Source organism: Acinetobacter sp. KAM396 (assembly GCF_021602765.1).
Classification (GTDB): Bacteria; Pseudomonadota; Gammaproteobacteria; order Pseudomonadales; family Moraxellaceae; genus Acinetobacter; species Acinetobacter towneri_A.
Genome location: NZ_BPPH01000006.1, coordinates 1 through 14679, shown reverse-complemented (window position 1 = coordinate 14679; position 14679 = coordinate 1). Strand labels below are relative to the sequence as shown.

Below are 14679 nucleotides of genomic sequence, written 5' to 3'. Positions count from 1 at the left end.
AAAGAGGCATTAACTGCCTCTTTTTTATATACTCATATAAAGTGCAGCTCGAAAAGGTTAAGCCATGAAATCTGAACAATATCAAGGGAAAATCAAACAATACAATGCCGAAAAAGGCTATGGATTTATTGCCGCACCTGAAGGTGAAGTGTTTTTCCATATTTCGGATTTTCCTGCGGCTGTAGGCGAGCCAAAGCGCAATGATCGGGTTAAATTTAATGTGGTTCAAAATGGTGATCGCTATAAAGCCATTAATATTGAACCTATAGAAGATAAATCCAAGAAAGCGAAAAAAGCCAAAGCAGTTGCCGCAAATACGTCGATTACGTCTGCATTGTTATCCAACTTAAAGCGTTAATTTAAATGTTTTCATGAACAGAAAAGGGGCATTTCCGCCTCTTTTTTTGTAGAATAATCAAAAATTAACGTGAAAAGAGTAAGTTATGTTTATAGAAGGGAAAATAAAAACTTATAACGAAGAACGAGGCTTTGGTTTTATTCAAATAGAAGGAGAGCCTAAAGATTTGTTTTTTCATATTAAAGATTTTCCCAATAAAAATATTCCACTAAAGGTTGGAGAAAATCTAAAATTTCGTAAAGTAGAAGAAAATGGCAAGTTCAAAGCAGATAATATCGTCCGTCTAGATATTAAAGTTGCAGTCGAAAGGCATACGCCTCAATCAAGGGCAATTCATACCACAAAGCAGAATCATAAAAGACAGCAGAAGTCTGAAAATAACTCATCCAATTTTGTGACTTTTATGGGTATATTGATTATATTCGGCTTGTCTTATGCAGTATTTAATAAGTATCAAGCTTGGCAAAATAGTCAGCCTGAAGCTTTATCAGTACAAAAAGCAGTAGAAGTTCCAGTAGTCGAACAGAACTTTACTTGTGATGGGCGTGAGCACTGTAGTCAAATGACGTCTTACGAAGAGGCGTTATTCTTTGTAAGAAATTGTCCAAATACTAAAATGGACGGTGATGGTGACGGCATACCATGTGAGAGTCAGTTTTAATTGTTAAAAAAGAGTACCTTGACTGGTACTCCTATGAACTATTTCGCGTCGCAAAACTTCATAAATGCTTTTAAACCAGGTCCTTGGTATTTCTGACGGTGTACCAACATGAATAACGGGCGCGTCAATTGCCAGAAAGGTGTATCCAAAATCACCAATTGACCTTTTTCTAGTAAAGGCTCAATCGCCAATCGTGAAATACACGACACACCAATTCCACCTGCGACAATTTTTAAAATCGCTTCGTTATGACCCAAAGTTAAACGAATATTGGCATCAGGCAGGTCTTTTAAAATTGCATTGTCAAACACTTCACGGGTGCCTGAACCTTCTTCACGTAAAATCCATTCGGCATCTTCAAAATCTGCAATGCTTAAGGAACGGTTTAACTGTGCTAAAGGATGACTTGGTGCACAGCACACAGCAAGTTCATCGTCACGCCAATGAATACATTGCAGTTGTGGTAAGTGACAAGAACCTTCAATCAGTGCTAAATCTAGTTGAAACTGGTTCACAGCTTCAATCATTTGGCGAGTATTGCCCACTTGTAATTGTAAATGCGCCTGAGGTTGAATTTGCAAAAAGTCTGCCATTAAATCAGGCATCAAATAGTCACTGATGGTCAGCGTTGCGCCTAAACGCAAATCAATACTTTGTAGCTCGCCTTTAGCAGCTTGCTCAAAAGCTTCACAACGACCCAAAATTTCTAAGGCTTGTGGCAATAAGAAACGACCTAAATCGTTCAGTTGTAGACGCTTACCCAAACGGTCAAACAGTGGAGCGCCTAAGCCATCTTCCAAATCTGCTAAGGCCATGCTTGCAGCACTTTGGGTGAGCTTAACGGCATCACTGGCTTTAGTTACTGTCCCTTCCTGGGCAACTGCTACAAAAACCGCCAACTGGCGTAAAGTCATGCGCATGAATCAAGCCTTAACATTTAAAAAATATTCATAAATTACCCCGACATGCTAACATGAGCACAGTCTTTCATGCCACGCTCAAATCATGTCAATTGAAAAATTTACTTTAGAAAAAGTGCTTTCGGTTCATCGTTGGACCAACACCTTATTTAGCTTCACTATGACCCGTCCTGCACATTTTAAATTTACCGCAGGGCAGTTTGCACGTATCGGGTTAAAAGTGGGTGATGAATTGGTGGTACGTGCTTATTCGGTGGTGTCATCACCATTTGCTGAAACTTTGGAGTTTTTTTCGATTGTTGTGCCAGATGGTGCGTTTACTTCTAACTTGCAGCACCTTCAAGTGGGCGATGAGCTGTACTTGGAAAAAATTCCGTATGGTTTTTTGACTTTGGCGCGTTATCAATTGCCTGCACCACACGATTTATGGTTACTGGCCACAGGTACAGGTCTTGCCCCATTTTTATCCATGCTGCAAGACTTTGAAACATGGACAAAATATCAACATATTTATTTGGTTTATAGCGTGCGTACCGAAGCCGAATTGGCTTATGTCGATAAAATTCACGAAATTGCCGAAACTTTTGGCGAAGGGCATACAGGCTTTGAATTTATCCCAATTATCACCCGCGACCCTCAAGCTGCTTTGCATGATCGTTTACCTGTGTTAATTGCAAATGGTGAACTGGAGCAGGTTGCAGGCAGTGTATTTAACCCTGAAACCAGCCATGTAATGTTATGCGGTAACCCTGCTATGGTCGATGACACCAAAGAAGCCTTAAAAGCACGTGGTTTAAGTATGAATCGCCGCGGGGAAGGCAATATTGCAGTTGAAAATTATTGGTGAGGATGGGATGCAGCTATTTAAATAACCACTGTTTAAATTTATAGCCAATCTAGGCTTCATGTTTCATATTTATAGTCGCATATACCATACAGGCTGAAATTCTGGAAACTCAGGTATCTGTGCAAGATCATGTGCTCAATTTAAGATGGACCAATTAGCTGTCAAACCAGTGCACCATCAGCTGAATTACTTAAACAGTCCGACAAGATTAAAACCTTAACAATCAATAGTCGTGGTGGTGAGATCGGTTTCGCATTGATTTGGGTAATTTGGTTTATGATCATCAACTTGATGTACAAGTTGGATAGTATTGCTGTTCTTCTTGTGCCAATTATGTGTTTGCTGCGGGCAAAGTAAAAGATTTAAACTTGCGTAGCCCACTAGGTGGCATGTGGCGATTTTTAAAAAAATGCAATTTGACAGTGCCGAAATGGAGCAAATGTATAACGAATATATTGGCTCAATCTGCGAAAGAAACCGCTTTTTTCAGAAATTCAAAGTTCAGCAAAGCTTAACCATTGCAAGGCAGGCGCTTGAATTTGAAAAATATAAAGACTGTGTCGGTTGGCGCTATGCACCTAAGAAAATGCGAAGTTTTTGTAACTATCAGATACATTTTAAGCAGTTTTTTGGATGCCTAAATCAAGTTTAAAAAATAAATGTATTTTTACAATTCGCTAAAAATTAGTTGTTGATGTAACTTTCATCATCCAGATAAAAACCTCATCTACAACGTTGCAGATGAGGTTTTTGCTTTGTACGATTCCAGTTTGAAAACAGCTTTTGAGGGCAATGCTTGAAAGTGATTTTTTGAAAGAGATTAGTGTACAAACATATCCATATATTCACGGATTTCCTGAATCGCGCTATCGACATCACTACTCAGCCAAGTCGGTTCGAAAAAGCCTGCATAATGTTCTAAGCGTTCTTGAGGAACCACCAAACGCACAGGGCATTCTTCTTCAAGTAAGCGCCACGGCAAAATTGGCACTTCATTATCCAAAAATGCAGCAATGTTGCGAATATCAATGATCATGGCATTTACACAATCTGGAAATGGCATGACCGAAAATTCTTCGGTACGACGACGAAAATATTCTAAATCGCTCCAGTTAAGCAGATAGCTTGGCTTGCTAAATTCAATAATACCAATTAGATGCCCATCACGAGTATAGTGCAAGGCACATTGATGAGTGACGTCAGTGTCAAGATCAAGCGATACACTTTGTTGACGATACGCCATAAAATTCAAAGCACACAAAAAATGGTACTTGATTATAGCGCATTTCTCTGTGAGAGGCAGCTTTGTCCATAAGAGGAAGAATTGGTGTCACTTAAAGCATATTACATCTTTTCACCATCTTGCTATGTATTTTCACACAATCAGCATGAGGAGCTTGTTAGTATAAAAATTCATCAGATAAATACATAAGTGAGGGGAACATGCCACATGATTTGAATAAACCACCTCATGTAAACTCAGCTGAAGATACCAAGCGAAAAAAACGTATTCCAGTCTATATGCTTGTACTGGTGGGAATTTTTTTATTGGCACTGTTGGTTTACATGTTGGCGGATCGCAAACCGAGTCCAAATGAAGCACCTCCTGGACATCCGAATCCAACCGTCCAACAAGCAACGCCAAATAGCACGACTACGGGCACAGCTGGAGATGAAGCACGTGCGGATGACAGCAATACTGCAACAGCAACAGATCAGTAGTTTAGCCTAAGTGTCAAAAAATCGTATTTACTGATTCAGCCTTGCCTAGTTGCAGGGCTTTTTTGTGGATTTTCGCAAGGTTTATTATCCCTCCTTTGTAGAATTGTTGCGATTCTGCATCCTAAGGTTGAATAAAAAATATGCAAATTCTATGGTGGGTATAGCTTTACTCAATAATTTGAATCGATAAAAAGCAGTTTTGCGCCGTGGTGCAAACCTAAAAATGAATCTAAACACCATGAGGATTAAACAAGATGAATGATTATTTTAATGGCAACCTACATGGCAGAGGTTTTGATGCCATGTATTATTGGGAGCAATTTCAACCCATTTTAGCTGCAGTCGCAATTTTACTTGTCGGGTGGGTGATTGCATTATTGGTCGCGGGTGGAATTAAAAAGGTTCTACAAAAATTAGGCACCGATCAAAAATTATCAAATGCAACGGGGCATCGTTCAAATATTGAAGTGATTGTGTCACGGGTCGTGTTTTGGGTGATTTTAGTTATTGCGGTCATTGGTGCGCTGAATGTGTTGAATCTGACCAGTGTCAGTGGGCCATTCAGTAATATGATTCAGCAGTTCTTACTGTTTATTCCTTCTTTACTGGCTGCTGTAGCCGTTGCTTTTATTGGATGGATTTTGGCAAATCTGGTCAAAGTGGGGATGCAAAAACTGTTGGGACGTACCCAGTTGGATGAAAAACTCAGTGCCGATGTCGGTGTGAGTGGCTTAAGTCAAAATATCAGTGAAATTGTTTATTGGCTGATTTTATTGCTGTTCTTGCCAATTGTGTTGTCAATTTTAGGCTTAAACGGTCTGTTGTTCCCTGTGCAGAACATGGTGAATGAAGTTGTGCTGTATTTACCAAACATCTTCATTGCAGGCGTGATCGTTTTTGTTGGATACATTCTGGCAAAAATTGTGCGTGGCATTGTCGAAGGTTTATTGGGCAGCCTGAATATTCAACAGCATGCTGAAAAAGTCGGTATCTTCAAAAACTCAAATTTACCTAAATTACTCGGTTCGTTTGTTTTCGCCTTGGTGATCATCACCGCCTTAATCATTGGTTTTGAAGCACTTGGAATTGAAGCCATTTCTCAGCCTGCGACTGCCATGCTGTATGAAATTATGAATGCGATCCCGCATATTATTGCGGCAGGTCTGATTCTTATTTTAGCTTATGTGGTGTCACGTTTTGTAGCCAATATTGTGGTGGAAGTGGTTGCAGGCACAGGAGTAGATGATATTCCTGCCAAACTCGATTTACAGCGCTTTTTAGGTACGACTAAAATTTCATGTGTAGTCGGTTATCTGATCGTATTCTTTACCATGCTATTTGCGGTATCTGAAGCGGCGAACCGTTTGGGCTTTGATCAAGTCAGCGGCTTGATTGCCATGTTTATCCAGTTTGGTGCAGATATCCTGTTGGGTGCTGTTATTTTGGTGGTGGGTTTCTGGCTCGCAAATTTGGTTGCCAAAGTGGTACAGCGTGGTGAATATAACAGCTCACGTTGGTTGGCAAACTTAGTCCGTATTTTAATTATGGGCTTGGTGGTTGCCATGGGCTTACGCGCGATGGGTATTGCCGATTCGATTGTGAACTTGGCCTTTGGTTTAACCCTCGGTTCTGTTGCAGTGGCTTTCGCACTTGCCTTTGGTTTAGGTGGTCGTCAACCTGCAGAGCGTGTGTTAACTGATTTGATTGATAAAGCCAAACGTGAAGCGAATCAACCGAATCCTTTACACAAAACAGAAACGGCAACGTCAGCATCAAACGTGATGACACCTATTGTATCTGAGCAGCCACAAACCTCTGTAAGTGATGTGACTACAACACCTGAAGCGGCAACTGATCATGCTGTGCCAGATACCTTAAAGGTTGATCCTGAACATCCACCAGTCAATAACCCATTTGGTTCGACAGGTGAGACTGAGCCAGATGTCGATGAACATCCAAAAAATGACCCGAAATAAACTGTTCAAATTTTGATTTGAATCAATAAGATGATCGACCAATCACCGTATTGGTCGATTTCTTTTCGGTATTCATTAAAAAAAAGAGGAAACGATAATGTCCAAATCAGCACCCAATAAGTTTTTTGCCCCAATAGTGATTGCTGGTATCACCATCGGTTTTTTTGTTGCAGCTTATAAGTTTGTCTTTGCTAAACCAGAAGCAACGGCAAAATCAACTGAAAATGTTGAGAAAAATTATTTAAAAGCGGATAGACCAACCTCTTAAATTATGTTAAAAATTAATCAACTTTGACAGGAATGAGTCAAAGACTGATTTGGATAAATCAGATTAATCGCTTGGAAAGCTTGATGAGGGTTTAAGGGAAAAATAAAAAACTTGGGTTTTAACCAAGCTGAAATATTTGAGTCTTAAAATTCGCGCAAGGATGACAATAATGAGAGAAATCAATATGCTAAACAAATTACGTATCAGTTTAAAAGTTCAAATGGTAAATTCGTTACCGATACATCAACAAAATGCGGTGCTCAAAATGCAGCAAACTGAATCACGTTTGGCAAATACGCCAAAATTAGTATTATTTCGTACCGATTATTTAGAATAAAATAACAGGATTCACGTATTGCTAAGTTTAAAGTGCGTGATGGTGTTCATTAAAGAAAAAGCCAGTTTAGAAAAACTGGCTTTTGTTATTTTAAAATTTGATTTGCAACATCAATATTGATTCATTTTGACTCGAAGCATTGCTATCACATGCTTTAATTGATTGTTTCATATAAAAGCTGCTTAAACATACTCCGATGCTGCATGTGCAGATGACCATGCCCATTGAAAGTTGTAGCCACCTAAATGTCCTGTCACATCTAAAACTTCACCAACAAAATACAAGCCTTTTTGTTTTTTACTTTCCATAGTTTTAGAGGAAACTTCTTGGGTATCCACTCCACCTAAAGTAACTTCGGCAGTACGATAACCCTCTGTACCCGATGGTTTAACTTCAAAGGCATTTAAACGTGCTGCAATATGTTCTAGCTTGTCATCACTAATATTGCCAACTGCAGTTTCAGAAAGCTCTGGCCAAATTAGTTGCTGTAACTCTACTACTACACTTTTTGGCAAATGTTCACTGAGCAAGGTGCGCAGTAAAACTTTAGGACTGTTTTGTTTTTTATTTTTAAAAAAATCATAGAGTTCTAAGTAAGGCAAAAAGTTAATTTTAAAATTTTGTCCGACATCCCAATAATTAGAAAGCTGTAAGGCACTTGGTCCACTTAAACCACGATGGGTAAATAGCAGTGCTTCGGTAAAACTATTCAGTGAATTTGATAAAGTCACATCCACCGCATTACCGCTTAAACGTGTGGTGACTTCTTTAAAGCTGTCTGAGAAAGTAAACGGCACTAAGCCTGCACGGGTCGGATAAACACGATGACCAAACTGTTTCGCAATTTCATAGCCAACTCCAGAGCCACCTAAAGTTGGAATAGATAAGCCACCAGTCGCCACAACGAGAGATTCACACTGATAAGTGCCTTGATTGGTTTCAATGATAAAACCTGAATCTGTTTGTGCTGTTATGCTTTGTACTTCGCAATGGGTCTGAATCTGAACTCGTTTCGATTTATTGCACTCTGCAAGTAAAAGTTCGAGGATTTCTTTAGCGCCTTTGATTGTAAATAGCTGACCGTGTTTACGTTCTTCATATTCAATACCATATTCGCAGACCAAACCAATAAAATCCCAGTTGGTGTAACGAGTGAGAGCAGAAATGACAAAATGTGGATTATGTGAAATATAATGGTTTGGTTCGACTTCTAAATTGGTGAAATTACATTTACCACCACCAGACATTAGAATCTTTTTACCTACTTTATTGGCTTTTTCTAATACGACAACGGAACGTCCACGTTTACCAGCCTCTGCAGCCAACATCAAGCCTGATGCACCCGCACCTAAAACAACAACATCAACCTGATGAACCATGAGTATTACTCGGTAGACGAAAAGCGAGCAATTATAAAAGATTTGTGGGGGTTTTAATATGCTTTAAGCTTTCCTTGCAACCCACCTGTATGAATGGCCAGAATTCGAGTGTGGGCAGGGAAATGATTGTGCTGGATTAAATCAAGAAGTCCCATCATCATTTTACCTGTATAAATGTGTTCGAGTGGAATTTGATATTTTTGCTCAAAATTTTGAATAAATTTCAATAATTCAGGTGTAGTTTTGGCATAGCCGCCACCACAATAGGCATCGGTTAAAGACCAATTGCTTTTATCGGTCCATTGTTGAATGTCCTGTTTGAGAAAATCACCTTTCAAGGCTGAAAAGCCTAAAATGTGCTGGTGATCTGAACTGCTTTCAATGATGCCTGCAAGAGTTCCACCTGTACCCACGGCACAACAAATTACGTCATAATTTTCTAAATCATCAGGGGAGAGGATTTCCTGTGTCCCTTGAATGGCAAGGGCATTGCTTCCACCTTCAGGAATAATAAAGGCTTGAGGATATTGCTGTTGAAGTTGTTGTAAATATTCCACTTCATGGCGCAGACGATATTCGGCTCGGCTGACAAAATGCAGTTGCATGCCAAAATCTTGCGCTGTTTGTAGGGTAGGATTTAAGTCTTGGGTCGCAAGTTCTTGACCACGAATGATGCCAATACTTTGAAAGCCAAAGCGTTGAGCTGCATAAGCCGTTGCTGCAATATGATTGGAAAATGCACCGCCAAAAGTGAGGACTTGAGAAAAACCTTGCTGTTGTGCTGCCAAGAGGTTGTATTTGAGTTTAAAAAACTTGTTGCCCGAAATCTGGGGATGAATCTGATCAAGGCGTTTGATGGTCAGTTGAACAGGCTGGGGAAGTTCTAATGTTTGATAAGGGGTAGGAAAAGCAATGTGATCAAACATTTTTTTGCGAACGAGAAATGAATTTGACCACATTGTAAATGTATTTGATTGAAAATGTCAGTGTTGGTTTATGAGTCGGTATCCACCGACGTGATCACCGACATACTAGGACGTAGGTTTTCCATGCCTTTTTGTTCTGGATCAATGGCGATGCGTACCGCAATACGTTGAACGACTTTGGTAAAATTTTCTGTGGGACTGTCAGGTTTAAGTACACTGAATTCTGAACCCGCAGCAGTGGAAATCTGCTCCACATGGCCTGGTTTATTGAGCAATGTCCAAACAATAGGTATCGCTATTCCACGATAGATGATGGCTAACATCAAGATATTGATATCTCGTTTTCCCCATTTCCGGTTGGTTCTATCCAAAGTTAATTGGACTTTATCGAATAAAAATATATTGAAAATTAACTGAGAAATTTGACGATAATCGAAATACTGATCTGCAAAGAAGCGTTGTATACGTCGATGAAATGATTGTGGTAAGCACGTGATGGGTAAGGCTTTAGATGCAGAAGAAAGATTACATGTCTGTTTTACAATTAATGCCAGCATAATCAGTGTAAAACATTTTACATGTGACTTGTTCCACTTTAAATATTTGTTTAAGATGAGATGTAACTTATTGAAATGTTTCATCATATTTGTCGTTGGAAAACAAGTATTATGCCATTATTTCAATGAGTTATCTTTTTTTGTCGTGTACAAAGATCGTTTTATCAAAGTAAGTTGAATAACCATAGGGCAGCAATTTACCCTATGGCTTTTTAAAATTTAATGAAAAACTGCTTCCAAAGCATTTAAGCCAACTTTAGGATCGAGTAAACCATTGTAAATCTCTGGAATTTCACGTTCGACACCTAAGAGCTGATAAATGGCAATCATGGCACAACGTACGGAATATTCCACAGTGAAAACCACATCATCTTCAAGCTCTACGAATTGACCTAAGAAAGCAAAGTTGACCGCATTTTCTGGAATGACCAATGGACGATCACCTGCTTTACGACATGCAAATAGGGCAGAGGCATAAGGCATCATTACTGTGGTAATGTCGGTATGTGCCAACACATGATCCAAGATGTCATCGAAACCAAGTTGATGAATCAACTCAATTAAAATCTCTTGACCTGTGGCTTCACTCATCGGTTTTTTAATGTAATCGCCGATATGGTCAATTTCAAAACCATAACCCCATAAGGTGAATTTACCTTCTGGTAAGTCAGCAAAATGCGGTTGAGCTGGAACGACCACAGATAGATGCCAACCAGATTCAAACCAAGTCATGAGTGCACCAGTACCCGGTTCATTTCCTGTGTAATCAATAATCCGTTTTAGCAGCACATCATCATGCATGGTGAGCGTAAAGGATTTCCATTTATGCTCATCAATATTGCCATAGAAGGTCATTGGACGACCAAAATCAGGAGCTTTTTGAGCCAATGTTTCCCACAAACGCCAGCCATGATCTTGTCGATCACGAATCAGCTCAGGAACATCGAATTTATCGCCATAACGTGAATCAGCCGTAATCGAACCTAAAGTAAAGAGCGCAAGATCATGCTCACCCAGTTGAATTTGTTCAGTGCCTTCTGGAATGTTGACATAAAGTTGGGTTGCCTTACGTTCCTTCGTTTGGGCATCTTCGACAAAGTCTGCATCTGTGACATAACTACCGAAACGAACATCAACGCCTTGTTCCACCAACCAGCGTTGTAGAGGATGAATCATTGAATCATATTGATTATATTTGGTTCGTTTCACACCTGCTAAGGTATGGATGCGTGGTAATTCTTGAATGAAACGTAGAAAATAACGGCGTAATTCCGCTGCGCTATGCCATTTTTGAAAGGCAAACGTGGTTCGCCACATCCGCCAAAAATTACTTTGGAAAAATGTATCATCAAAAAATTCATCAATACGGCGACTACCGATACGATCTTCTTTTAATGCCAGTAGACGTAACATTTGAGCACGGTTGAGCGTTGATAATCCCAATTTTTGAGCTTCTGCAATAATATGATTTGAGTCGATCAAACGTGCTTGAGCATTGGTTTTAACTTGTTCGTTAAATTCACGACATTCTTCACGAACAGAAATGTCTGGATTTTCTAAAGATGGGATGCTTGAAAATAAATCCCAAGTACACAAATAAGTCTCATCAGTTAGCATACGTCCACCACGTGTGACCCATGCTTGGTTCGGATTAAGCGGATTATGTCCACCATCCATCGAACCACCAGAAACATTCAATTCTTCTAAAATATGGATATGTTCGGCTGGCACTTTAGCATCACGAATCGCAAAAGCAGCAGCAGCCATACCAGCTATGCCTCCGCCTACAATCCAAAGATGTGATTTAGAGCGGTCTAATGTTTTCAGTCTTTTATTTTGCATCTGATGTGCCTCGTTTGTAGTTCTAAAGAAAATTAAAGCCGTAATTTTATTATGGGATTATGTGTTTTAAAAATATATGAAAGTTCTGCTAAAAATCGATGATAAATTATTATCAGAAAAAAACTTTAATAGAAAAAATGGATGCACAATAAAATTTTACTGTTCATATGCTATGTTTTAACTGTTTGATATTAAAATTAAATTGAGTTTTTACTCTATTTTTGGTTTTTTACTAAATATCAAATTGCTTGAAAAATCCTTAAATTTATAAACATAAATCAAAAAAATTATATCTTCTATTATGGTTTTTTAAGTAAAATAAATAGTTGAAAATTATTCTAATCTTGAGGTCTATCTTGGAATCATTATTGATTTTAGGCTCTATTGCTTTGGCATTAATGTTGGGGGCAATGAGTCCTGGGCCTACCTTTATTTATGTGGCAAAAAATTCGATAGCCATTTCACGTAAGCATGGTTTATTTACTGCTTTAGGCACGGGTACGGGTGCCGCAATTTTTGGTTTATTGGCGGTGATGGGGTTGCAGGCTATTTTATTGGCTGTGCCTTCTGCATATTTTCTGCTTAAAATTTGTGGTGGTTTATATCTGTTATTTTTGGCTTATAAAATTGTGAAGCATGCCAAAGAGCCTATTCAAACCAATCTTGCGGATGGGCAGCAAATGTCACTGCGCCGTGCATTTACCACAGGTTTAATAACGCAGTTATCTAACCCTAAAATTGCAATTGTCTTGGCGAGTATTTTTACTGCTTTATTACCTAAAGAAATTCCAACTTATTTCTATGTGGTGCTGCCAATTTTGTGTTTCTTTATTGATGCGGGGTGGTGCTCATTAGTTGCAGTGGCTTTGTCTGCAGAAAAACCGCGTCAGGCTTATATTAAGTTTAAGGCTATTTTTGACCGTGCAGCAGGGGCGGTAATGACAGTATTGGGCTTAAAATTAATTTTTGGGATGAAGTGAGTAATATGTGTATAGTGCCTTCATTCAAACCTTCTCCTAAATGGAGAAGGTTTTATAGAAACATTAATCTTTAAAATGAATTGGCATCCATTGATAGCTCTTTCCATCCTGAGAATAGATATGACCGATCCCTGGGAACGGTAAATGTGGAGCGGCAATGGTTTGTCCATTTTTAGCGAAATTAGCAAATTGCTTTAAACGTGTTTGAACAGCTTTTTTCGGGTCTATGTCGTATTCAATTGCCGTTTCAGGTTTATCAAATTGCACAGTATGTGAATGTACGATATCTCCAATAAAGACCACGTTTTCACCTTTGGTTTTTAGTGCATAACTAAAATGTCCCGGTGTATGTCCCGCCGTGTTAATGACTTTAAAGCCCTGAATGTCATCTCCGAGTTTATACGTTTTAAAACCTTGCTTTGTTTGGTAAGGCGCAATCGCTTGTTTAATTTTATCAACCGTGCCTAAGTAATTGGCTTGTTTATCTTTTGGTAATTTTGCCGCTTGTTTGGGATCTAGCCAATATTTTGCTTCATCATCAGATACATAGACTGTCGCATTTGGGAAATTGGCAACGCCATCTTTACTGATTCCACAGACATGATCGGGATGTAGATGTGTGAGTAGAATGGTATCGACTTGTTCAGGTTGATAGCCTGATGCTTTTAGGTTCGTTAAAACTGAACCTAAATGAGCACCAAAACAACTAGCTGCACCGCTATCCACTAATACTAGAGATTTTCCTGTATTAACGAGGAAGGCATTTACTGAGGTTTGTACGCCTTTCTCTTGATCTGCATAGTATTTCTTTAAAATCTCGTGAACTTGTTGTTGCGGTATGTCTTTAAACAAGTTTGGTGACATAAAGTTTGTACCATCGAGCAGGGCAGTGATTTGTAGATCACCTGCTTGATATTGGTAGTAACCAGCGACTTGGTTTTGTGCTGTTATAGTTGGTTCAGCAGTGTGAGTGGTGATAGCTGGTGTGCTTAAAGCTAGGGTAGGGAAAAGCAGTTTTAAAAATTTCATAGAGTTCTTACAAATTTTAAAGTGATTTATCTTTTTTATCATAATTTTGATCTTTTCTCTTTATTTTAATGGTAAGTATGACTATTCTAAGTTCAAGATTTTTAAAATTATTTAAGCAATGGCTTCTAATAACTTCTATACATTAAAAGATATTTACCCTCAGTCAAGAGATGCATTTTTCTTTGAGTTTAAGAAAATTGATGAGATAAAAAATGAAGCGCTTATTGTGTTGGATACAAATATTTTACTTTTACCATATAAAACAAATGTTAGCGGCAGTGTAAAAATGACCCCCTAATGGCATTTAAAAACTGACCCCCTTGGTTAATATAGCGGTCATTTTGGACTGCTCAACATGTTAACTTTGGAGCAAGCAGTGACAATCCAAATACTTCATCAACAAGGTAAATCTATTAAAGCCATTAGTCGTGAACTGGGGGTGTCCAGAAATACCGTACGTAAATATTTACGGCAAAACACCACACCTCAGTATCAGCGTATACAGCCTAGAATAAGTATCCTTGACCCATATAAACCCTATTTACTCCAACGTGTAAACGCAGCTCATCCTGAATGGATTCCTGCTGTTGTGCTCTACCAGGAAATTTTAAGGTTGGGATATCCAGGAAAGATCAGGATCTTGAGGGAATATCTTGCAACATTAAAACCAGTTGCTAAACCGGAACCGATCATTCGTTTTGAAACCCAACCTGGCCAACAAATGCAGGTAGATTTCACGACAATTCGACGCAACAACACGACTTTAAAAGCCTTTGTCGCAACATTAGGGTATTCCAGAGCGACTTTCGTGAAATTTTATGATCATGAACGTACCGATGCATGGATCGATGGTCTAGAAAATGCATTTCAGTTCTTT

At 38.9% G+C, this 14679-nt stretch carries 15 protein-coding genes and 3 pseudogenes; 10 read left to right on the top strand and 8 right to left on the bottom strand.

What is annotated here, in order from left to right:
- The first annotated feature begins 64 nt into the window (after positions 1-64).
- Together L6C30_RS05050 and L6C30_RS05045 are read left to right on the top strand one after the other, a co-directional pair.
- Positions 65-358, top strand: coding sequence for a cold-shock protein (locus tag L6C30_RS05050; RefSeq protein WP_236162523.1), 294 nt, complete (start codon positions 65-67; stop codon positions 356-358).
- Between the two features lie 85 nt (positions 359-443).
- Positions 444-1019 carry a cold shock domain-containing protein gene (locus L6C30_RS05045; protein ID WP_236162524.1) on the top strand — a complete coding sequence of 192 codons (576 nt, stop codon included), beginning with the start codon at positions 444-446 and terminating at the stop codon, positions 1017-1019.
- Between the two features lie 38 nt (positions 1020-1057).
- On the opposite strand, the gene gigC is transcribed toward L6C30_RS05045, so the two are convergent.
- On the bottom strand, positions 1058-1939 hold the full coding sequence (gene gigC / locus L6C30_RS05040; RefSeq protein ID WP_236162525.1) for a LysR family transcriptional regulator GigC: 882 nt from the start codon (positions 1937-1939) through the stop codon (positions 1058-1060).
- 85 nt (positions 1940-2024) lie between these two features.
- Between gigC and L6C30_RS05035 the strand changes: the two genes are divergently transcribed.
- Entirely contained in the window at positions 2025-2786 is a 762-nt protein-coding gene (locus L6C30_RS05035) for a ferredoxin--NADP reductase (RefSeq protein ID WP_236162526.1), read from the top strand.
- An 820-nt stretch (positions 2787-3606) separates the two neighbouring features.
- Here L6C30_RS05035 and L6C30_RS05030 read toward each other — a convergent pair.
- Positions 3607-4029 (bottom strand): hypothetical protein, encoded by a 423-nt coding sequence (locus L6C30_RS05030; RefSeq protein WP_230245208.1) that lies wholly within the window; start codon positions 4027-4029, stop codon positions 3607-3609.
- A gap of 200 nt (positions 4030-4229) precedes the next feature.
- Here L6C30_RS05030 and L6C30_RS05025 point away from each other — a divergent pair, with 200 nt between their 5' ends.
- From L6C30_RS05025 to L6C30_RS05010, 4 genes are all read left to right on the top strand, one after another.
- Positions 4230-4508, top strand: a complete 279-nt coding sequence (locus L6C30_RS05025; protein WP_236162527.1) for a hypothetical protein — start codon at positions 4230-4232, stop codon at positions 4506-4508.
- A 254-nt stretch (positions 4509-4762) separates the two neighbouring features.
- Positions 4763-6484 carry a mechanosensitive ion channel gene (locus L6C30_RS05020; protein WP_236162528.1) on the top strand — a complete coding sequence of 574 codons (1722 nt, stop codon included), beginning with the start codon at positions 4763-4765 and terminating at the stop codon, positions 6482-6484.
- Between the two features lie 97 nt (positions 6485-6581).
- A complete protein-coding gene (locus L6C30_RS05015) occupies positions 6582-6752 on the top strand; it encodes a hypothetical protein (RefSeq protein ID WP_167562392.1) in 171 nt (56 codons plus the stop codon).
- A 169-nt stretch (positions 6753-6921) separates the two neighbouring features.
- Positions 6922-7089, top strand: coding sequence for a hypothetical protein (locus L6C30_RS05010; protein ID WP_167562391.1), 168 nt, complete (start codon positions 6922-6924; stop codon positions 7087-7089).
- A 182-nt stretch (positions 7090-7271) separates the two neighbouring features.
- Here L6C30_RS05010 and L6C30_RS05005 read toward each other — a convergent pair whose 3' ends face one another.
- The 5 genes and pseudogenes from L6C30_RS05005 to L6C30_RS04985 form a co-directional block, all read right to left on the bottom strand.
- A complete protein-coding gene (locus L6C30_RS05005) occupies positions 7272-8468 on the bottom strand; it encodes an NAD(P)/FAD-dependent oxidoreductase (RefSeq protein WP_019837518.1) in 1197 nt (398 codons plus the stop codon).
- A gap of 53 nt (positions 8469-8521) precedes the next feature.
- Positions 8522-9394 (bottom strand): 1-aminocyclopropane-1-carboxylate deaminase/D-cysteine desulfhydrase, encoded by an 873-nt coding sequence (locus L6C30_RS05000; RefSeq protein ID WP_019837517.1) that lies wholly within the window; start codon positions 9392-9394, stop codon positions 8522-8524.
- Between the two features lie 68 nt (positions 9395-9462).
- Positions 9463-9654, bottom strand: a pseudogene (locus tag L6C30_RS04995) (HlyD family secretion protein); the annotation flags it as partial.
- A pseudogene (locus tag L6C30_RS04990) lies at positions 9649-10035 on the bottom strand (IS4 family transposase); the annotation flags it as partial. The pseudogenes L6C30_RS04995 and L6C30_RS04990, both read right to left, overlap by 6 nt.
- Before the next feature lie 135 nt (positions 10036-10170).
- Positions 10171-11793 (bottom strand): oleate hydratase, encoded by a 1623-nt coding sequence (locus tag L6C30_RS04985; RefSeq protein WP_236162529.1) that lies wholly within the window; start codon positions 11791-11793, stop codon positions 10171-10173.
- A gap of 356 nt (positions 11794-12149) precedes the next feature.
- Here L6C30_RS04985 and L6C30_RS04980 point away from each other — a divergent pair, with 356 nt between their 5' ends.
- Entirely contained in the window at positions 12150-12773 is a 624-nt protein-coding gene (locus L6C30_RS04980) for a LysE family translocator (protein WP_236162530.1), read from the top strand.
- 63 nt (positions 12774-12836) lie between these two features.
- Here the strand turns inward: L6C30_RS04980 and L6C30_RS04975 are convergent, their stop codons facing one another.
- Entirely contained in the window at positions 12837-13802 is a 966-nt protein-coding gene (locus L6C30_RS04975; RefSeq protein ID WP_236162531.1) for an MBL fold metallo-hydrolase, read from the bottom strand.
- Positions 13803-13920: 118 nt separating this feature from the next.
- On the opposite strand from L6C30_RS04975, the gene L6C30_RS04970 reads away from it, so the two are divergent.
- Together L6C30_RS04970 and istA are read left to right on the top strand one after the other, a co-directional pair.
- Positions 13921-14100 carry a hypothetical protein gene (locus L6C30_RS04970; RefSeq protein ID WP_236162532.1) on the top strand — a complete coding sequence of 60 codons (180 nt, stop codon included), beginning with the start codon at positions 13921-13923 and terminating at the stop codon, positions 14098-14100.
- 57 nt (positions 14101-14157) lie between these two features.
- Positions 14158-14679, top strand: a pseudogene (gene istA / locus L6C30_RS04965) (IS21-like element ISAba8 family transposase); the annotation flags it as partial.